We start from the raw sequence: 18,233 nt of genomic DNA on the forward strand, positions 1-18,233 counted from the left end.
CCATCAGAGTCATCACTATGCGTTTCACAGACATCTTCATCCGCCGGCCGGTGCTGGCGCTCGTGGTCAGCGCCCTTATTCTCGTGCTCGGCCTGCGTTCGATGACGACGCTCGCCATCCTGCAATATCCGCGCACGCAGAACGCCATCGTCACGGTGAGCACGGCCTATGCCGGCGCCGATAGCGACATCATCGCCGGCTTCATCACCACGCCGCTGGAGAATGCGATCGCCCAGGCCAACGGCATCGACTACATGACGTCGACCAGCGTCACCGGCAGCAGCACCATCACCGTGAACCTGCGGCTCAACTACGATTCCGGCAAGGCGATGACCGAGATCAACGCCAAGGTGAACTCGGTGCTGAACCAGCTGCCGACGGGCACGCAGCAGCCGACCCTGACCTTGAAGGTCGGGCAGACCATCGACTCGATGTATATCGGCTTCGCCAGCGACGTGCTGGCGCCGAACCAGATCACCGACTACCTCACCCGCGTGGTACAGCCGAAGCTGCAGGCGGTCTCCGGGGTGCAGACCGCCGAACTGCTCGGCGCCAAGAAATTCGCGCTGCGCGCCTGGCTCGACCCCGACAAGCTTGCGGCCTATGGCCTGACGGCAACCGACGTGTCGACGGCACTGTCGGGCAACGACTACATCTCCGGGCTCGGCACCACCAAGGGCCGCCTCGTGCAGGTCGACCTCGCCGCCGCGACAAATCTGCATTCGCTGGAGCAATACCGCAATCTCGTCGTCAAGCAGGTCAATGGCGCCATCATCCGCCTGCGCGATGTCGCCAATGTCACGCTCGGCAATGACGACTATGACAGCGCGACGCGCTTCAACGGCAAGACCGCAGTCTACATCGGCATCCAGGTGGCGCCAACGGCGAACCTGCTCGACGTCATCAACGGCGTGAAGGCCGTTTATCCGGAGCTGCAGCGACAGCTGCCGAACGGCATCACCAGCGAGATCCTGTACGACTCCACCGATTTCGTGAACTCGTCCATCGACGAGGTGATCCATACGCTGGTGGAGGCGATCGGGATCGTAATTGTCGTCGTCTTCATGTTCCTGGGATCGTGGCGCTCGGTGCTGATCCCGGTGATCGCCATTCCGCTATCGCTGATCGGCACCTTCGGCCTGATGCTGCTGATGGGCTTCTCCATCAACCTGCTGACCTTGCTGGCGCTGGTGCTCGCGATCGGCCTGGTCGTCGACGACGCCATCATCGTGGTGGAGAGCGTTCACCGCCTGATCGACGAGGGTGTGCCGCCGGTCGAGGCTGCCATCCAGTCGGCGCGCGCGCTGGCGAGCCCGATCATCGCGATGACCGTGGTGCTGATCGCGGTCTACGTGCCCGTCGGCTTCCAGGGCGGCCTCACCGGCGCGCTGTTCACCGAATTCGCCTTCACGCTCGCCGGCGCCGTCACCGTCTCGGCGGTGATCGCGCTGACGCTGTCGCCGATGAACTGCGCCTGGCTGCTGCGCCGGACCGAGCGCGACGCCACCACGGTCGAGGCGCGGCTGGTGCGTGCGATCGACCACGTGCTCGAACGGCTCGCACAGGGCTATCGCCGCGGGCTCGAAAGCGTGTTCGCGACCAAGCCGGTGGTCGTGGTGTTCGCGCTGCTGCTGCTGGCGATGATCCCCTGGCTCTATGTCAGCTCCACCAGCGAGCTCGCGCCGGACGAGGACCAGGGCATCGTGCTGTCGCTGACGAATTCGGCGCCCTCGGCCACGCTCGAGCAGCGCCAGTTCTACGGCCAGCAGCTGTACGGCCTGATTGCCCAGCGGCCGGAGACGCGCACCGTGTTCCAGATCGACACCTCGACACAGGTGATCGGCGGCTGGGTTCTCAAGCCCTGGGATCAGCGCAAGGCGACGACCAAGACCCTGCAGCCGGAATTCCAGCAGCTCCTGAACGGCATCGCCGGCGCCCGCTCGGTGGCGTTCCAGCCCTCGCCGCTGCCGGGCAGCAACGGCCTGCCGGTCCAGTTCGTGATCGGCACCACCGGCGCGTTCGGCGAGCTCAACGACGTGTCGCGCGATTTCATGGCCAAGGCGCTGGCGAGCGGCCGATTCATCTTCCTCGACAGCGATCTGAAGATCGACAAGCCGCAGACCACCGTGGTGTTCGATCGCGACAAGACCGCCGATCTCGGCCTCAAGATGAGCGATCTCGGCGGCGCGCTCGCGACCATGCTGGGCGGCAATTATCTCGACTATTTCAGCCTGGAGGGCCGCTCCTACAAGGTGATCCCGCAGGTGCGGCAGAACGACCGCCTCACCGACAATCAGTTGCTCGACTATTCGATCCGCGCCGGCGGCAATGCCATGGTGCCGCTGTCGACCGTGGCCCGGCTCGAGCGCAAGACAATCCCTGAGTCGCTCAATCACTTCCAGCAGATCAACGCGGCGACCATCTCCGGCGTGGCGATGCCGGGTATCGCGATGGGCGACGCGCTCGCCACCTTGAAGGAGATCGCGAAGTCGCTGCCATCGGGTTACTCGATCGACTATGGCGGCGCGTCGCGACAGCTCGAGCAGGAATCCGGCGGCTTCGTCACCACCTTCGTGTTCGCGCTGATCATCATCTTCCTGGCGCTCGCCGCCTTGTTCAACAGCTTCGTCGATCCGATCATCATCCTGGTGTCGGTGCCGATGTCGCTGGCGGGCGCGCTGATCTTCATCAGCCTCGGCATCGGCGGCGCCAGCATCAACATCTACACCCAGGTCGGCTTGGTCACCCTGATGGGCCTCGTCAGCAAGCACGGCATCCTGATGGTCGAGGTCGCGAACGAGCTGCGCGAACAGGGCAAGGACCGCACCGAGGCGATCATCGAAGCGGCGACCGTCCGGCTGCGGCCGATCCTGATGACCACGGCGGCGATGGTGCTCGGCGTGATCCCGCTGATCACCGCGAGCGGCGCCGGCGCGGTGTCCCGCTTCAACATGGGGCTCGTGATCGCGACCGGACTCGCGATCGGCACCCTGTTCACGCTGTTCGTGGTCCCCGTCGCCTATGCGCTGATTGCGCATCGCGGCACGGCGCACGAGGTCGCGGGTCGCGTGACCGAGGCAATCCCATAAATCGCGTGAAATCAACGCGTTATTTGCAGATTCGGAAACGTGCATCGGTCACGGTTGACAAACGAAACATATAAACGATATATCGTTCGTACGAAACGGAGATCATATCGTATGAGACATCATCATTGGACATTTGGCCCCTCCCGCAGAGACGACGACAACCAGGAGCGCGGCTGGGGACATCGCGGACGTCATGGACGGCGTGGCTTCGACGAAGCCTGCGAGGAGATGCGCATGGGCGGGCGCGGCGGCGGGTTCGGCCCGCGGGCGGCCGGCCTGTTCGAGCGTGGCCGCCGCGGCGGTCGCGAGGAGTTCGGGCGTGGCGGCGGCGGCCGCTTCTTCGGTCCCGGCGATCTGCGCAGCCTGCTGCTGTGGCTGATCGGTGAGAAGCCGCGCCATGGCTATGAGCTGATCAAGGCGGTCGAACAGTTGGTCGGCGGGGCGTACTCGCCGAGCCCGGGCTCGGTCTATCCGATCCTCAATCTGCTCGAGGACATGGGCCAGATCGAAGCGACATCGGCCGAGGGCGGCAAGAAGCTGTTCGCGATCACCGACGCCGGCCGTCAGGCGCTGAAAGAGGATGAAGCCGCCATCGATGGCCTGCTGAGCCGGCTGCGCATCATGGCCCGCACCATGGGCGGCATGCGCCCGCCGGAGCCGGTGCTGCAGAGCGTGCAGACGCTAAAGATGGCGCTCAAGATGCACCGGCAGGGCTGGAGCGACGCGGAAGCGAAGCGTGTCAGCGACATCCTCACCCGCGCCATCGCCGATATCCAGGGCGACGAGGGCACCGCGAGCTGACATCAACATCAGCCAGGAGCGGAGCCGTGGCAACCGGAATTGATATCCGTGCTCGCGCCGCCCAGACGCTGCGCTCCCTCTCAACCGTTCTTCACGGCGAGAGGGTCGGGTAAGGGCAGCCGCACGGAAGTCGGTCCGAAGCGGGCCCCTGACAGCCGCATCCCTCGATAGCATCCGCGGTACGGGTCCGGCGTTCGCCGGGACCCATACCGCGTGATCGTCGTTGGCAGACGACTCTCAGTCGTCGCCTTCCGATAAAGACTCTCGCAGGGGCCCTACACCGGCTCCAGCACCATCAGCCCGGTCGCCGTATTCGAGATCGGGATGTGATAGTTGGCGTGCTCCTTGCGGACCTTCTCCGGCAGGGTGCCGCGCGCGACCATCCAGTTCAGCAATTCGACGCCCTGGGTGCCCGACAGCTCGACCAGCTCGGTGGTCGAATACTTCGTCGCCCAGGCGGGATCGTCGACCATGCTGGCCATGAACTTCTCGTCGAAATCCTTGTTGATGAAGCCGGCACGCTCGCCGTCGAGCTGATGCGACAGGCCGCCGGTCCCCATCACGACGACGCGCTCGTCCTTCGGCCAGGATTGAACCGCCCGCGCCAGCGCCTGGCCGAGCTTGTAGCAGCGCGCGGCCGACGGCAGCGGCGCCTGCACCGTGTTGACGACCACGGGCACCACCCGCACCGGCCATTTCTGATCGGGCCAGCACAGCGCCATCGGCAGTGTGAAGGCGTGATCGACCACCATCTCCTGGCAGGTGGTGAGGTCGAAATCCTCCTTCACCAGATGCTCGATCAAATGCCAGGACAATTCGCTGTCACCCTTGAACGGCGCGGTCTGCGGAATGCCCCAGCCCTCGTCGGCATTGCTGTAGCTGTCGGCCGCGCCGACCGCGAAGGTCGGCATCTTGTCGAGGAAGAAGTTGAGGCCATGGTCGTTGTAGACGAGCACGACCACATCCGGTTTGACCTTGGCGAGCCACTCGCGGACATGCGGGAAGCCGTCGAAGAACGGTTTCCAATACGGATCCTGCTGCAGGCCCTTGGCGATCGCGCCGCCAATGGCCGGAACGTGCGAGGTGGTGATGCAACCGACGATCTTTGCCATGACGATTACCCCCTCGCCGCCAGAAGCTTGGCCTTGAACTGCTCTTTCGTCAGCCCGGTCTGCTGCGCGCCGATGTCCTGCATGTCGAGCCCGAAGATGCCGGCGAACTTGGCGAGGTAGTAGGCGTTGCCGCCGGCCTCGATCAGCTCCAGCACGTTGCGGTTCCTGATCGCCGCGCGCTGCTGTGCATTGAGGCCGTATTTGGCGCAATAGCCGTCCTCGTCGGCGACGAACGCCTTGCGGTTGGCGGCATCGTTGAACGAGTAGCACATCTTGTTGAGGGCGTAGCCTTTGCGGGCCTGCTCGCCGTCGAAGATGGTGGTGCCGGGCACGGGCTGCCGGGCTGACGTGGTGGACATCTGAGCCTCCCCTGGGCGTGTTTCGGACGGCCGCGCTTGATCTGGATCAAACGCGGCGCCGTTCGTGCCCGCCAGTATCGCCGACAGACACCGTCAATAAAGGCCGCGCGACCGATCCGATCCATGAGCCAATTCGATCATTTGGACCTCGACGGCCACCTGCTGCAGCTCCTGCTCGCCGTCATCGAGGAAGGCTCGGTCACCCGCGCGGCGCAGCGGCTCGGAGTCACGCAGTCGGCCGTCAGCCATCTGCTCGACAAGCTGCGCGCGATCACCGGAGATCCGCTGTTCGTGAAGTCCGGCCGCGGCATCGTGCCGACCGCGCATGCGCAGCTCCTGGCGCTGCGCGCCCGCGCGCTGCTCGACGATCTCCGGAGCTTCTCGCACACCGCTGCGTTCGAGCCGGCGAAAATCTCCGCGCAGGTGACGATCGCGGCCAATGATCTGCAGCGCGACCTGCTGCTGCCGTCCCTGCTCCGTTACGCCCGCGCGCAGGCGCCGGGCCTCAGCCTGCGCGTGATCCCTTCCGGCGCACCGACGCCGGAGATGCTGCGCGAAGAGCACTGTCAGCTCATCATCACGCCGCGCCCGCCCGAGGGCAGCGACATCCTGCAGAAGCGGCTGTTCGAGGACAGCTATCGCGTGTTCTACGATGCGAGCCAGCGCGAGCCGCCGCAGAGCCTGGAGGACTATCTCGCCAGCGACCACGTCACGGTACTGTACGAGCCGCGGCGCCGCCTCGACATCGACGAGGTCCTCGCCGAGCGCGGCCTAGTCAGGCGGTTCGCGGCGCAGGTGCCGGGCTTCGGCGGCATCGGCCCGTTCCTGCGCGGCAGCCGCATGATCGCGACCCTGCCGAGCCTGCTGCGCGCCTACATGCTGCGCGGCCTGGCGGTGGCGCCGGTGCCCGTCCCCTGCCCGGCGATGCCGATGTACATGGTCTGGCACTTGCGACACCACGAAGATCCGATGCACCGCTGGCTGCGCCAGCAGCTCGAGATCGTGGTCGCGCCGAGCTTGGCCGCGGCCGCCGAGCACATGCCGGTGATGGCCTGACTCATCCCGAGGGGTGAGCGGCCCTCACGCCGGCGCGTGGCACACCGCCTCGATGTTGTTGCCGTCGGCGTCGCGCACGAACGCGCCGTAATAGTTCTCGTGATAATGCGGCCGCAGTCCAGGCGCGCCGTTGTCCATTCCGCCTGCGGCGATCGCCGCTTGATAGAACGCATCGACCGTGGCGCGATCCTTGGCGTGGAACGCGACATGCGTCGAGGTCGCGGCCGTCCCGCCGGTGCCGATCCAGAAATCCGGACGGCCGTCGCCGAAGCCGGCATGATCACCATGGCCGCCGGTCTGCGCGTCGGTGATCTCCATCATCAGGACATAGCCGAGCGGCGCCAGGGCGGCCGCATAGAACGCCTTGGCGCGGGCGAAGTCGGAGACAGGGAAGCCGACGTGGTCGAGCATGGTGATCCTCTCCATGGTGACCGGCGAATGCTAGCGCCGTGGGCGCACCGGCGCAACGTGTCGAACACGGCTCGATCACATCGAGAAGATGCGCCGCGCCGTTTGTTGCCCACTCGCCAGCGCCGCCTCGACCGTTCCCATGTCGCGTCCGCGATACAGCGCTTCGCCGGAGATCAGCACCCGTCCGCCATCCCGACGCGAAAGCGTATCCTGCGCCTCGTGGGATGTCAGCGTCGCATAGGAATAGGCCCCGCGCGCGAACGGATCCTTCGCCCAATCCGTGACATGCGACGCGACGAGCTGCTGCTTCAGCAAGCACACGGGCTGTGAGAAGATGTTTGCGAGCGCCGAAAGCCCGTTTTCGATCAGCGCGGCCTCGTCGCACGCGGCGAAGGCGCCGGCCGGCGGCCCGGCGAGCCAGCCGGTCAGCACCGCGTCATCGTTCGGATGCTGCGTCCACCACACCGGCACGTCGGCATCGGACAGCACGAACAGCATGTCGGAAAGGTCCTCGGTCCGGGCCTCTCGCCACCAGCGACGCTCGAAGCGAAGCAGCAGCTTGATGACGTTGCCGAAGCCGATGGTTTCGGCTGCGGCCAATTGCGGGCGCATGGCCGGCGGCAGCGCGATGGTTCGCAGCAGCGGCAGCGGCACGGTCAGGATGACGAGATCGCCGCGCTGCGCACGGCCGTCAGCCAAGCGCACGACGACACCATCATCGGAGCTCTCCACCGCGCGGACCACCGCCTCGAGCAGCATCGCCACGCCATGCACCCGGCACTCCGCCAGGAGATGATAGAGCAGCGCCGCGTAGCCGCCGACGATGCGCGCCTGAGCGCCGCGGTCGCCGCCCATCCATTCGTCGCGCAGCGCGAACACGCTGGCACGACCGGGATCGGCCGCGTCATAGCCCTGCACCATCCCCAAGACCGACTTGCGCAGGGCGGCAAACTCCGCGCCGGCGAAATGCCGATCGAGCAGCGCCGTCACGGTCATATCCTCGTCGAGCTGACGCGCCACGCGGTGCAACTGGCGCATCTGCCGATCAGCGGGATCCTCGCGCGAGAACGCGCCATCCGTCACGTACCAGCGCGCGCCATCGACCGGCGTCGAGGTGAGCCCCGCCTCGGCCATCAGCGCGTGGGTGACGGGCGCCTCGCCATGGATGAATTCCGCACCGGCATCCGCGCGATATCCGAACCTGCTTGCGGGCAGCGGATGGATTCGCCCGCCGCAGCGGTTGCGCGCCTCCAGCAGCGTCACCTGCTGGCCTGCGCGGGCCAGTTCGCGCGCCGCCATCAGGCCCGCGGCACCGGCCCCGACGATGATGATGTGCATTCGCCGCTCAGCCATGACTTGCCCGGGCCGGCAAGGCCGAGCCGTTGGTGATCTTGTAGCGCAGCCACAGCGCGCCGCCCTCCAGCGCCGTGCTGCTTTCGAGCGTCATTGCCGTGATCGGGGCACGCTCGCCGGACTCGGCTTCCGTCGAATCGAACACGCTGGGCGCCCCCTTGGCGCCATCCACCGCCGGACACAGAACGAGGTTGAACTCGTCGACCAGGCCCGCGCGAAGGAACGCGCCGTTGGCGCCGCCACCGCCTTCGAGCAGCAGGCGTTTCACGCCGAGCTCCTGCGCGACGATCTCGAGCACGCGCGAAAGATCGAGCTTCGCCTGGCCGGCGAAGATGTACGACACGCCCTCGCCGCGCAGTCCCGAAAGATGCGCATCCGACACGGCCTCGGTCAGCACGACGACGATCGGATCGCCGCCGATGTCGGAGCGACCCCAGCAGATCTTGCCATGGGGATCGAGCACGATGCCGTAGGCCTTGGCATCGCGGCGCGCGATCCACTGAGTGCGCGGGAATCGCTCCGTCGTCTCGGCCGGATAGGCCGAGCCCTTGGCGAATTCCTGGCCGGTGACGCGGCCGATCAGCCAGGCGTCGCCGCCGAGCTTGTCATGCACCTGCTCGAACAGATCGCCCGATCCCTTCGGACGCCAGCGGCTCGGCAGGGTCCGGCCGTCGACGCTCGACGCCATCAGGCAGATGACTTCCGGTTTCATGCATCCTCCTTGTCGCCGCTGAACGGGGGTCACCGAATATCGCTCCGGCGGCGTTGTCAACGAAGTGGCGTGCGTTTCGTTCGATTGCGCCGGTGCGGCTCGCCTGCGCTGTCGTTGTTACCGCACCAATTCCTGCGCTAGTTTCGGCTGCAAACGGAGCCGATCATGGACGCTGCGCCGCGCAGACGAGACGCCATCGGTTTGCGCGGGGCAGCCCTGCTGGCCGCAGCGCTCGCCGGCCTCGCGCTCTGCGTCGCCGGGATCTGGCGCCTCGAAGCCGAGCGCGCGGGCATCACGATCACCCTGCTGCAGGCAGGCACCACCCCCATCACCGTCTATCGGCGCGACGACGCGGCTGCGTCGCCCGTGGTCGTCATTGCCCACGGCTTTGCGGGCTCACGCCAGTTCATGGAGGCCTATGCGCTGACATTGGCGCGCGCGGGCTATGTCGCGGTCTCGTTCGACTTCGAGGGGCATGGCCGCAATCCGACGCCGATGTCGGGCGACGTCACGCGCGTCGACGGCACGACGAAGAAGCTGATGCGCGAGATCGGCCGCGTCACCGACGCCGCGCTGTCCCTGCCGGGGAACGACGGCCAGGTCGCCCTGCTCGGACACTCGATGGCTTCCGACATCATCGTCCGCCAGGCGCTGGCCGATCCGCGTATCAGGGCGACGGTGGCGATCTCGATGTTTTCCGAGGCCGTCACGGCGAGCGCGCCGCGCAATCTGCTGATCATCACAGGCGAATGGGAGGCGGCCCTGCGCCGGGATTCGCTGCGCAACCTCCGGCTCGCCGATCCCGCCGCGCGCGAGGGCGACACCGTGGGCGATCCCGCCGCAAATGGCGGACGCCGCGCCGTCGTCGCGCCCGGAGTCGAACACGTCAGTGTGCTGTATTCGACGACCGCACTGCGCGAGGCACGCGACTGGCTCGATCGGGCGTTCGGCCGCGCCAGCAGCGGCCCGGTCGCTTCGACTGGCGGTGCGATCGCGCTGCTGCTCGCCGGCATCGTGCTGCTGGCGTGGCCCTTGGCCGAGCTGCTGCCGAAGGGTGATGCGCCGCCGCCGACAATTCCGCTGCGCAGTCTTGCGATCGCCACGCTGGTGCCGGCGGTGACGACACCGATCGTCCTGAGGTTCGTCGAGACCCGCTTCCTGCCCGTTCTAATCGCCGACTACCTCGCCGTACATATTTTCGTGTACGGCACGCTGTCGCTCACGCTGCTACGCGCGCAGGGCGTTCACTTCGGCCGCGTGGCCTGGCTCGCGGCGCTGGCGCTGGCCGCCTACGGCATCTGCTGCTTCGGTGGCGCGCTCGACCGCTACGTCGCCTCGTTCATGCCGATCGCGGCGCGCCTGCCGATCATCGCAGCGATCGCAATGGGCGCGGTGCCCTACATGCTGGCGGACTGCATCGCCAACAGGGGCGGCCACGCCGCGCTATGGCGCACCGTGTGGATCCGCACCGCCTTCCTGGCCTCGTTGGGCGGGGCAGTCGCGCTCGACCTCAAGCGGCTGTTCTTTCTGCTCATCATCATCCCCGTGATCGTGCCGTTCTTCATCGTGTTCGGACTGATCGGCGGCTGTGTCGGTCGCAGGACCTGCTCGCCGATGGCCGAAGGCCTCGGTCTCGGCCTGATCCTGGCGTGGTCGCTCGGGGTGTCGTTTCCGATGTTCCTGCCGGGCTAGCGTCCGTTTCCGACATGTGCGAACGAACGTGCTGTCCGACGATCCGAAACGCGGACATGAAGCACGCGCTCGTGCCGCGCCGTCGCCCCTCGCAGACCCGACATGCCTCGCCTACGATCCGATGGAGTCAGCATGGCAAAACACCGCATCTACACGACGAGCTTCGCGAGCGTGTACCGATTGTACGTCGCGAAGGCCGAGAAGAAGGGACGCACCAAGGCAGAGGTCGATCAGGTGATCTGCTGGCTGACGGGCTATGGCCAAAGCGAGCTTGAGATCCGGTTGGAGCGTCAGACGGACTTCGAGACCTTCTTCGCACAGGCGCCAGCGATGAATCCGGCGCGGACCCTGATCAAGGGCATGATCTGCGGCGTCCGCGTGGAGGATGTCGAGGAACCGACGATGCGGGAGATCCGCTACTTGGACAAGCTGGTCGATGAGCTGGCGCGGGGAAAGGCAATGGACAAGATCCTGCGCAAGGCCTGATCGTGTCTCGCGACCCGGTCTCCCTCAATCCTGCTCCTGCCCTGGCGCCGGTCGTAGCATGAAATGGCCGAAGGCGGTGGCGATCGGCTTCGTCGCATCGTCCTGCCAGGCGCGGGCCTCGAAGGCGACGACGCGGCGTCCCTGCTTGACGATCGACGCCGATGCGACGGTGTCGAGCGCGCGGCCCGACCTCAGATAGTTGATGGTGAGGCCGACCGGCTTCGGCGGCGCCGTGGCGCCGAGCTCGCGCATCACGGTGACGATCGCTGCGGTCTCGAGAAACGCACCGGTCATGCCGCCATGGATCGCAGGCAGCACGGGATTGCCGATGATCCGGCGCGAGAACGGCATCACCAGCGTGTCGTTCTCGGCAAAGCGGATGCCGAGGCAGCGCGCGAACGGACTGGTGGGAAACGGCCCCGCCGGATCGTCCGGGGCGTCGAGCGACGGTGGCACGCCGTCGAAGGCCGCCCGGTCGGTCAGCATGTTGGTGCGGTTGGCGCCAATCATGAAGCAGGCGGTCGCGGTGGCGACCGGTGCGGTCTCCTCCTCCTGATAGGCGGTGGCGCGCACGAACGCGATCGAGCGCGTGACGCGGAAGCAGACCGCATGGGCCTTGATGTCGAGACCGGGGGTCGCCGGCTTCTGATAGTCGATGCGCAGATCGAGCGTGGCGATCGCCCGGCTGCCGTCGAGCGCAAGCTGCACCGCCATGCCGCAGCTCTCGTCGAGCATCGCGGTGACGACGCCGCCATGGATCACCCCGGTCTCGCTGTCGCCGACGAACACGGGACGATAAGGCAGGGTCGACCAGGCTTCGCCGGGCGCGAAGCGATCCATCCTGAGCCCGCTGATATGGCCATAGACCGAGCGGCGCTGCCCGATGGCCTCGGCGAGCACGTCAAATGCCGGCGGTGCGGCGGTGGGCGGAATGTCGGACATGCGCGATTTAGATCACGATCCCGAGGACGCACGAAGCCTTTTCCGACGGATCCGATTTGCATGCCAGCGATCCGGGCCGGATCATCGCCGTCCCTGCATCGGCACTCCTGAGCGCCGCCGGTCATGCTCACAACTCGAGGCTGCGAGAGCCCATTCCCGCAAAACTACGTGGATGAAATGTTCCGCCGGAGCCGCGCGCTTAGAACATTGGCAACCTTAATATGATCATAATTGTCTCCATCAAATCCCGGAGACCCGTCGATGCGCAGATCCACCAAGACGCCGGACGCCCCGCCGAGCAGCGGCACGGCCTCTCTACGAATTGTCCTGAGCCTGGCGCTCGTAGCCAGCGCCGGTGCGATGTGGTGGAGCAGCGGCGGCGCCAACAGCTTCTCCTTCGGCACCGGAGCGCCTTCGCTCGAGAGCCGCGTCGCCACGCTGACCTCGGAGCTGGCGCAGCTCAAGGCCGAGACCGCCCAGCTGCGCGACCGCCAGAGCGACACCTCCGGCGAGCTTCTGCAATTGCGCGCCAGCCTCACCACGGCCGAAACGGGCCTGGCCGTCTTGCGCACCGCCGCCGACGAGACCGAGGCGCGCCGCCGCGATACGGCCGACAAGATCGAATCCGATCTCGCGCTGCTGAAGCGCCAGACGATCCGCCTCCGCGGCGCCCAGGAAGATGCGGCAACCGAGCTGAGCGGGCTGCGCACCGCGGCCGCGAACAGCGACATGACCATCGAGCAGCTCCGGACCTCCACCGGCGAGATGCGTCAGCAGTTGACGCGCATCGAGACCGCTCGCGAGGCGACCAGCTCGATCTCCCGCAGGCCTCACCGTGTCAGGCGCGTGGCGCGCGCGACCGAGGCGCAGCACGAGCCGCAGCCTTTCTTGATGCAGTGGCCCGGCGTCATCCCCGCAGGTCGCAACTGATTTGAAGGGCCATCCGGCCTGACCCGCGAATCGCGGTCAGGCATCAGCCCGGCTGGTCACCACCAGCCCGGCTGCACCGGCCGGTAGTAGGTCGGAGGCGGACCGCGGCGGCGCGGCGCCGCGACGGGCTGGCCATCCCAGCTGCGCTGGAAGAAGCTGCCGAAGCCGTCGTCATATTCGTCCCCGCTGGCGACGACGTCGACATTGGTCGTCGGCCGGCGCGTGATGAAGCCGCCCTGCGGCTGGTTGCTCAGCACCGCGACGAACTCGGTCCGATAATTGGTCTCGCTCGACAGCGGCTCGTCCGAGACGATGATCGAGGAGCGCGGCACGGCCGTCGGCGCGATCCGGTCGAGCACGTCCTTCGGAATGGTGATGCGGTCGAGCGCGTCCTTGGCGGTGTCGCCGTCGTCGATGGTCACCGCCGTCCAGCGCAGCCCCGCGCCGTTCTGCGCCACCGCGGTGAACACATGCGTTCCGATCGGCCGGTCGGGATCACGGATGGTCACCGGCGCCTCGATCGAGGTGTCGAACACCTCGCCGCCGCCGTCGGGGGCCGGCTTGTGCGTGTTGCGCCTGACATAGAGCATCTGCGCGGACCGGCTGATATAGACCGAGACCGGCTCGGTCGCGAGCCTGGCGTCCGTCGCAGCCTTGCTCGCATCGGCCTTCCTGGCCGCCGCCGCCTTGGCGGCATCCTTGGTCGAGGTCGCCGCAGCGAGCTTCGCGGTCGCGTCCGACTTCGCGGCCTCGAGCTGCGCTGCCGCGTCGGTCGCCTTGGCGGCGGCCTTCTGCTTCGCATCCTCGGCCAGCGTCCTGGCCTGATCGGTCTTGGCGGCGGCCAGCTTCCTGTCGGTGAATTTGAGCTCGGCCTCGGCGCGCGCCTTGGCCTGCTCCAGCTTGCGCAAGGACGCCTTCAGAGCCTTGGCCTCGCGATCGGCCGCGGCAGCCGCCGCCTTGGCCTCGTCGGCGCTCCTGGCGGCGTCCTCGGCCTCGCGGCCGAGCGTCGCGGCCCGCGAGGGCACCGCGGCGAGCGCCTGCGCATTCGGCGCGAACAGGGCGGGATGGGAGAACTCGACGGGCGCCGGGTCACCCGGCGCGATGATCACCCGCATGCCGATCCAGGTCCGGTCGAACAGCTTCTCGGCAAAGCCGTAGGGCATGCGGACGCAGCCATGCGAGGCGGCATAGCCGGGCAGCGGCCCGCCATGCAGCGCCACCCCGTTCCAGGTGATGCGCTGCATGTTCGGCATCCAGGCATCGTCGTAAAGAGTCGAGTGGTGGTCCTTGTCCTTCTCGATGATGGCGAACACGCCGGCCGGCGTCTCGCGGCCGGAGACGCCGGTCGACACCGGTGCGCGCCATATCCAGCCATCGGCGTCGTAGAACGTCACCTTCTGGGTCTTGATCGACACGATCGCCATGATCGGATCGCCATGCGCACGCGGCGCCGTCGCCTCGATCACCGGCGCCGGACGCCCCTGCCGGGCGCGGGCCTCGACGCCGCCGGACAGCGCCAGCACAGCCAGCGCCGCAATGGTCACGAAGGCGGAACTTCCCCAACGCCGCCTGGCTGGAGCGAATTGCGACGCCGTAACCTGACCAGCCATGCCCTGCCTCGATTTCAATGCCCGTTGCCGCCCGCTCAGCGCGGGCGGCCGAGCACAGTCTTTGCGCTCGATCATGTTTTTTGGGTGAAGAACCTGGTGTCCAGGCTCGTGCGGGGCGCGAAGGCCGCGAGAATCGTGACTTGCCATACCGAGCCGAGAAACCTCCAGACGTGGCCGACGTGATCCTGCCGAGACGTGCCGTGTGCACAGGCGAACCACCCGGCCCCGTCGGACCAGAGACCCGGCAGGTTCCCTGCCATCCCGCGCGCTATCAGGAGAGTGGCGATTCGATTGCGCAAAGACAAGTCACCTACTCAGCAGTCGATCCGGCTCGCCCGTCGCATCCGCTGTCGCGAGGCGCGTAACAAATCCCAATGCCAATCGAATGGCCATTCAGCGCCCGGGGGGCGGCCCGCACCGACCTCTGGACGGCGCGCGAATTGATCGGCAAAGGAACGAAACCATGATCGGCGAAGTGATCGTCGTTGGCGATCTGAAGCTGCGCAGCGACGCCTCGCTCGACACATATGAGCGGCTGGGCGAACGCATGTACGGCATCGTGAGCAGACTTCCGGGCTTCCTGTCGGTCAAGTCGTACAAGGCGCCCGATGGCGAGGAGCTGACCGTGTTCCGCTTCGCCTCGGAGGAAGCGCTCGAAGCCTGGCGGACCCATCCCGAGCATGTCGAGACCATGAAGCGAGGACATGCCGAGTTCTTCGCCAGCGGATTCCTGCAGATCTGCAAGGTCGTCCGCGAGGTCGGACCGTTCGAGCACGACTGAGCTTTTCGATCCGTCATTGTGACGGACCGCCGAGGACGCACCGGGCTGCGGCAACGGCGCGATCGATGTCGGCCTCGTTCGTCTGCCAGTTGCAGACCGAGACCCGCATGCAGCGCTTGCCGCGCCACGTCGTGCCGCCGAAGAAAGCTTCTCCGGTGGCGCAGATCGCCGCGATCACGGCATCGGTCCGGCGATCGTGATCCATTTCGGTCGCGGCTGGACGCGGATCAAGGAACCTCAACAATCCCTGATTCAGGGTCGGCTCCCACATCACGGCCGCACCGGACAGCGTTCCGATCCGCATGACCAGGGCGTGAGCATAGGCACAGCATCGGTCGACGAGGTCAGCGATGCCCCGCCGGCCGAGCTGTCGGATGGCAGCATAGGTCGGAACGGCGCGGCCACGCCGCGACCATTCGGGGGTCCAGTCGATCGGGTCGCGGGCGCCGTCGACAAACATCGTATAGCTCGTACGATGCGAGAAGGCGCTCCGATGCGCCCCGGCATCGGCCACGAACGCGTAGCCGCAATCGAACGGCGTGTTGAGCCATTTGTGGCCGTCGTTGGTCCAGGAATCCGCGAGTTCGACGCCGCGCAGCAGATGCCGGTAACGCGAACTCGCAGCCGCCCACAGGCCGAAGGCCCCGTCCACATGCACCCATGCGTCGTGCGCGCGAGCGATGGGGATCAGGTCGACAAACGGGTCGAACGCGCCGATGTTGAGGTCGCCCGCCTGCAGGACCACGATCGTCGGCTGCAGGCTGTCTGCCAACGCGCGTTCGAGGGCCGACGGCGTGAGCTGCCCTGCATCGTTGCAAGGCAGAGACTGCACCGCGTTCTTGCCGAAGCCGAGCAGGCGCAGCGCGCGCTCGACAGAGCCGTGCCGCTCGCTACTCGTGATGACGCGAATGGAAGGCGCGCCGAACAATCCCCGTTCCTCGACATCCCATCCCAGCCGCGCGAGCAAGCGATGACGCGCCGCGCCGAGACAGGTCACATGCGCCATCTGCGTGCCCGTCACGAATGCGAAACTCGCCGTCATGGGCAGCCCGAACAACTCCTTGAGCCAGGCGCCCGCAATCTCCTCGATGACGGCCTCTGCAGGACCACAGGCATTGATCGCCGCGTTCTGGTCCCAGGCGGAGACCAGCCAGTCGGCGGCCAGCGCGGCCGGCATAGTCCCGCCGATCACCCAGCCGAAAAACCGCCCGGATGTGCTGCCGAGGATTCCCCCCTCGACGTCGCGAACGAGATCATCGATGACGCGCTCTGCGGCAACTCCGTCACTGGACAGCGCACGGCCTAGCCGAAGTCGTAGATCTTCAAGTGAAGCCGTCGCGCGGACCGGCGTGCTGTGCTGCCGCTCCAGATGCCGCACGGCATGCTTCAGCGCCAATTCCAAGGTCCCGATCCGTTCATCGCGTCCCGGCATATATCCGTCCATTCTTGCGTCAGGTCTGCAGCGTTATATGCGTTGAAACCGCCCCGATGCTTCGCTATCGATCACACCATGAGGGACGGTCCCAACTTCGCTGCCATCGCCGCGCTGATCGGCGATCCGGCGCGCGCCAACATTCTCTCCGCACTGATGGATGGCCGCGCCCTGACCGTCAGCGAGCTCGCCAGGTCGGCGGACATCGGACTTCCGACCGCCAGCGCCCACGTCAACAAGCTCGAGCGGGCAGAACTGCTCGTCTCGGTCCGGCAGGGACGCAATCGCTATGTGCGCCTGTCCGGCGAGGACGTCGTGCACACGTTGGAGACGCTGATGCTGCTGGCGGCGCGCACGGGACATCGGCGCGTTCGCACCGGTCCGCGCGATCCCGCGCTGCGCGAGGCGCGCGTCTGCTACGATCATCTTGCCGGCGCCCGCGGTGTCCAGATGTTCGAGAGCCTGCTGCGTGGCAGGCTGCTGGAGCGCAGCGGAGAGCACGTCACGCTAACCGACGCCGGGCGACTTTTCACCGAGCAGTTCGGGATCGATCTTGGCGAGCTGCAGTCGAAGGACCGCATGACCTGCGTCAGTTGCCTCGACTGGAGCGAGCGGCGAGACCATCTCGCCGGCCGTCTCGGCTCTGCCTATCTCGCGCGGATCTTCAAACTCAAATGGGCCCACCGCGACAAGGACAGCCGCGCCGTGCTGTTCAGCCCGCAGGGGCTGCGCGAGTTCGAACGGTTGTTTCCGGTCTGAGGACCCGCCCACCCTGGCGTGGCTCGCCTGCATCAGCAGAGCGCCTTTCGCTGCGTTATTTGACCGCCTCGGCTTGCACGGCCTGCACTGCATTCCCATCCTCTGTGGAGGAGGACGGCCCGCGGCTGGGTCCTTCCCTTGCCGATGCCCGATCGCTGACGGAGATGACGCGTTGCCCGACCCGCTCGCTTTTCACGTGCCGCAATCGTCCTACGCCAAGGAGGATCTCCTTCGCTCAAGCGAAGGCGGCTATTTCGGCCCGGGCAATGCGCAGCTGCCGGCGCCGCCGATGCTGATGATGGATCGTATCACCGAGCTGAGGCTCGACGGCGGGCGCTATGGCAAGGGGCGTATCGTCGCCGAGTTGGACATCACGCCCAAACTCTGGTTCTTCGAATCCCTCTTCCGCGACGATCCGGTGATGCCGGGCTGTCTTGGCCTCGACGCGATGTGGCAGATGGTGGGCTATTGGCTCGGCTGGTCGGGCTCGCCCGGCAAGGGCCGCGCCACCGGCGTCGGAGAAGTGAGCTTTAGAGGCCAGATCACGCCGGACGTCAATTGCGTGCGCTACGAGGTCGACATGCGCCAAGTCAAACGCGGCCGCCTAGTGCTCGGCATCGCCGATGGCCGCGTGCTGGCGGACGGCGCGTGTGTTTACGAGGCCAATTCCATGAAGGTAGCGTTGACGACATCTTGAGCTTTGCTGCC

General features: G+C 66.7%; 17 protein-coding genes. 9 read left to right on the top strand and 8 right to left on the bottom strand.

All coding sequences use genetic code 11. The annotated features are described in order from the left end of the window. The first annotated feature begins 17 nt into the window (after positions 1–17). On the top strand, positions 18–3,089 hold the full coding sequence (locus tag ACQR13_RS24205; RefSeq protein WP_434844797.1) for an efflux RND transporter permease subunit: 3,072 nt from the start codon (positions 18–20) through the stop codon (positions 3,087–3,089). A 111-nt stretch (positions 3,090–3,200) separates the two neighbouring features. Beyond that, positions 3,201–3,890 (top strand): PadR family transcriptional regulator, encoded by a 690-nt coding sequence (locus ACQR13_RS24210; protein WP_316185115.1) that lies wholly within the window; start codon positions 3,201–3,203, stop codon positions 3,888–3,890. A gap of 275 nt (positions 3,891–4,165) precedes the next feature. Here the strand turns inward: ACQR13_RS24210 and ACQR13_RS24215 are convergent, their stop codons facing one another. Together ACQR13_RS24215 and ACQR13_RS24220 are read right to left on the bottom strand one after the other, a co-directional pair. Further along, the gene (locus ACQR13_RS24215; RefSeq protein WP_315715661.1) at positions 4,166–5,002 is read right to left on the bottom strand and encodes a class III extradiol dioxygenase family protein; all 837 of its coding nucleotides are present in this window, start codon (positions 5,000–5,002) and stop codon (positions 4,166–4,168) included. A 5-nt stretch (positions 5,003–5,007) separates the two neighbouring features. Further along, on the bottom strand, positions 5,008–5,361 hold the full coding sequence (locus ACQR13_RS24220) for a protocatechuate 4,5-dioxygenase subunit alpha (RefSeq protein WP_315751972.1): 354 nt from the start codon (positions 5,359–5,361) through the stop codon (positions 5,008–5,010). Between the two features lie 123 nt (positions 5,362–5,484). On the opposite strand from ACQR13_RS24220, the gene ACQR13_RS24225 reads away from it, so the two are divergent. Then, positions 5,485–6,417: a LysR family transcriptional regulator gene (locus tag ACQR13_RS24225; RefSeq protein ID WP_315826444.1), complete on the top strand. Its 933-nt coding sequence runs from the start codon at positions 5,485–5,487 to the stop codon at positions 6,415–6,417. A gap of 24 nt (positions 6,418–6,441) precedes the next feature. On the opposite strand, the gene ACQR13_RS24230 is transcribed toward ACQR13_RS24225, so the two are convergent. The 3 genes from ACQR13_RS24230 to ACQR13_RS24240 all read right to left on the bottom strand — a co-directional run bounded on the left by ACQR13_RS24230 (position 6,442) and on the right by ACQR13_RS24240 (position 8,893). Then, positions 6,442–6,828 carry a VOC family protein gene (locus ACQR13_RS24230; protein ID WP_315715658.1) on the bottom strand — a complete coding sequence of 129 codons (387 nt, stop codon included), beginning with the start codon at positions 6,826–6,828 and terminating at the stop codon, positions 6,442–6,444. A gap of 75 nt (positions 6,829–6,903) precedes the next feature. Beyond that, positions 6,904–8,181: a flavin monoamine oxidase family protein gene (locus tag ACQR13_RS24235; RefSeq protein WP_316202532.1), complete on the bottom strand. Its 1,278-nt coding sequence runs from the start codon at positions 8,179–8,181 to the stop codon at positions 6,904–6,906. Beyond that, positions 8,174–8,893, bottom strand: a complete 720-nt coding sequence (locus ACQR13_RS24240; RefSeq protein WP_316202531.1) for a RibD family protein — start codon at positions 8,891–8,893, stop codon at positions 8,174–8,176. The genes ACQR13_RS24235 and ACQR13_RS24240 overlap by 8 nt, the downstream gene beginning before the upstream one ends. A gap of 165 nt (positions 8,894–9,058) precedes the next feature. On the opposite strand from ACQR13_RS24240, the gene ACQR13_RS24245 reads away from it, so the two are divergent. Both ACQR13_RS24245 and ACQR13_RS24250 read left to right on the top strand, forming a co-directional pair. Further along, positions 9,059–10,585 carry an alpha/beta hydrolase gene (locus ACQR13_RS24245; protein WP_316202530.1) on the top strand — a complete coding sequence of 509 codons (1,527 nt, stop codon included), beginning with the start codon at positions 9,059–9,061 and terminating at the stop codon, positions 10,583–10,585. 132 nt (positions 10,586–10,717) lie between these two features. Continuing rightward, positions 10,718–11,071 carry a DUF2200 domain-containing protein gene (locus ACQR13_RS24250; protein WP_315715654.1) on the top strand — a complete coding sequence of 118 codons (354 nt, stop codon included), beginning with the start codon at positions 10,718–10,720 and terminating at the stop codon, positions 11,069–11,071. Between the two features lie 24 nt (positions 11,072–11,095). Here the strand turns inward: ACQR13_RS24250 and ACQR13_RS24255 are convergent, their stop codons facing one another. Then, on the bottom strand, positions 11,096–12,013 hold the full coding sequence (locus ACQR13_RS24255) for a PaaI family thioesterase (RefSeq protein WP_316202529.1): 918 nt from the start codon (positions 12,011–12,013) through the stop codon (positions 11,096–11,098). Positions 12,014–12,274: 261 nt separating this feature from the next. Between ACQR13_RS24255 and ACQR13_RS24260 the strand changes: the two genes are divergently transcribed. Next, a complete protein-coding gene (locus ACQR13_RS24260; RefSeq protein ID WP_315715652.1) occupies positions 12,275–12,943 on the top strand; it encodes a hypothetical protein in 669 nt (222 codons plus the stop codon). A 56-nt stretch (positions 12,944–12,999) separates the two neighbouring features. Here ACQR13_RS24260 and ACQR13_RS24265 read toward each other — a convergent pair whose 3' ends face one another. Then, positions 13,000–14,553: a L,D-transpeptidase gene (locus ACQR13_RS24265; RefSeq protein WP_434863306.1), complete on the bottom strand. Its 1,554-nt coding sequence runs from the start codon at positions 14,551–14,553 to the stop codon at positions 13,000–13,002. 463 nt (positions 14,554–15,016) lie between these two features. Here ACQR13_RS24265 and ACQR13_RS24270 point away from each other — a divergent pair, with 463 nt between their 5' ends. Beyond that, complete coding sequence (locus tag ACQR13_RS24270) at positions 15,017–15,334, top strand: antibiotic biosynthesis monooxygenase family protein (RefSeq protein ID WP_315826451.1); 318 nt, start codon at positions 15,017–15,019, stop codon at positions 15,332–15,334. 13 nt (positions 15,335–15,347) lie between these two features. Here ACQR13_RS24270 and ACQR13_RS24275 read toward each other — a convergent pair whose 3' ends face one another. Next, positions 15,348–16,766 (bottom strand): pyridoxal phosphate-dependent decarboxylase family protein, encoded by a 1,419-nt coding sequence (locus ACQR13_RS24275; protein ID WP_434863307.1) that lies wholly within the window; start codon positions 16,764–16,766, stop codon positions 15,348–15,350. 78 nt (positions 16,767–16,844) lie between these two features. Between ACQR13_RS24275 and ACQR13_RS24280 the strand changes: the two genes are divergently transcribed. Together ACQR13_RS24280 and fabA are read left to right on the top strand one after the other, a co-directional pair. Next, complete coding sequence (locus tag ACQR13_RS24280) at positions 16,845–17,525, top strand: ArsR/SmtB family transcription factor (RefSeq protein WP_434863308.1); 681 nt, start codon at positions 16,845–16,847, stop codon at positions 17,523–17,525. A 172-nt stretch (positions 17,526–17,697) separates the two neighbouring features. Further along, complete coding sequence (gene fabA, locus ACQR13_RS24285; protein WP_434863309.1) at positions 17,698–18,222, top strand: bifunctional 3-hydroxydecanoyl-ACP dehydratase/trans-2-decenoyl-ACP isomerase; 525 nt, start codon at positions 17,698–17,700, stop codon at positions 18,220–18,222. Positions 18,223–18,233 lie beyond the last annotated feature (11 nt).

Origin of the sequence: Bradyrhizobium sp. HKCCYLRH3059 (assembly GCF_051168035.1) — a bacterium.
GTDB lineage: Bacteria > Pseudomonadota > Alphaproteobacteria > Rhizobiales > Xanthobacteraceae > Bradyrhizobium.

Coding starts and splice junctions, on each gene's coding strand:
- ACQR13_RS24205 (WP_434844797.1), top strand. CDS start 18: ATGCGTTTCACAGACATCTTCATCCGCCGGCCGGTGCTGGCGCTCGTG.
- ACQR13_RS24210 (WP_316185115.1), top strand. CDS start 3,201: ATGAGACATCATCATTGGACATTTGGCCCCTCCCGCAGAGACGACGAC.
- ACQR13_RS24215 (WP_315715661.1), bottom strand. CDS start 5,002: ATGGCAAAGATCGTCGGTTGCATCACCACCTCGCACGTTCCGGCCATT.
- ACQR13_RS24220 (WP_315751972.1), bottom strand. CDS start 5,361: ATGTCCACCACGTCAGCCCGGCAGCCCGTGCCCGGCACCACCATCTTC.
- ACQR13_RS24225 (WP_315826444.1), top strand. CDS start 5,485: ATGAGCCAATTCGATCATTTGGACCTCGACGGCCACCTGCTGCAGCTC.
- ACQR13_RS24230 (WP_315715658.1), bottom strand. CDS start 6,828: ATGCTCGACCACGTCGGCTTCCCTGTCTCCGACTTCGCCCGCGCCAAG.
- ACQR13_RS24235 (WP_316202532.1), bottom strand. CDS start 8,181: ATGGCTGAGCGGCGAATGCACATCATCATCGTCGGGGCCGGTGCCGCG.
- ACQR13_RS24240 (WP_316202531.1), bottom strand. CDS start 8,893: ATGAAACCGGAAGTCATCTGCCTGATGGCGTCGAGCGTCGACGGCCGG.
- ACQR13_RS24245 (WP_316202530.1), top strand. CDS start 9,059: ATGGACGCTGCGCCGCGCAGACGAGACGCCATCGGTTTGCGCGGGGCA.
- ACQR13_RS24250 (WP_315715654.1), top strand. CDS start 10,718: ATGGCAAAACACCGCATCTACACGACGAGCTTCGCGAGCGTGTACCGA.
- ACQR13_RS24255 (WP_316202529.1), bottom strand. CDS start 12,013: ATGTCCGACATTCCGCCCACCGCCGCACCGCCGGCATTTGACGTGCTC.
- ACQR13_RS24260 (WP_315715652.1), top strand. CDS start 12,275: ATGCGCAGATCCACCAAGACGCCGGACGCCCCGCCGAGCAGCGGCACG.
- ACQR13_RS24265 (WP_434863306.1), bottom strand. CDS start 14,553: ATGGCTGGTCAGGTTACGGCGTCGCAATTCGCTCCAGCCAGGCGGCGT.
- ACQR13_RS24270 (WP_315826451.1), top strand. CDS start 15,017: ATGATCGGCGAAGTGATCGTCGTTGGCGATCTGAAGCTGCGCAGCGAC.
- ACQR13_RS24275 (WP_434863307.1), bottom strand. CDS start 16,766: ATGCCGGGACGCGATGAACGGATCGGGACCTTGGAATTGGCGCTGAAG.
- ACQR13_RS24280 (WP_434863308.1), top strand. CDS start 16,845: ATGAGGGACGGTCCCAACTTCGCTGCCATCGCCGCGCTGATCGGCGAT.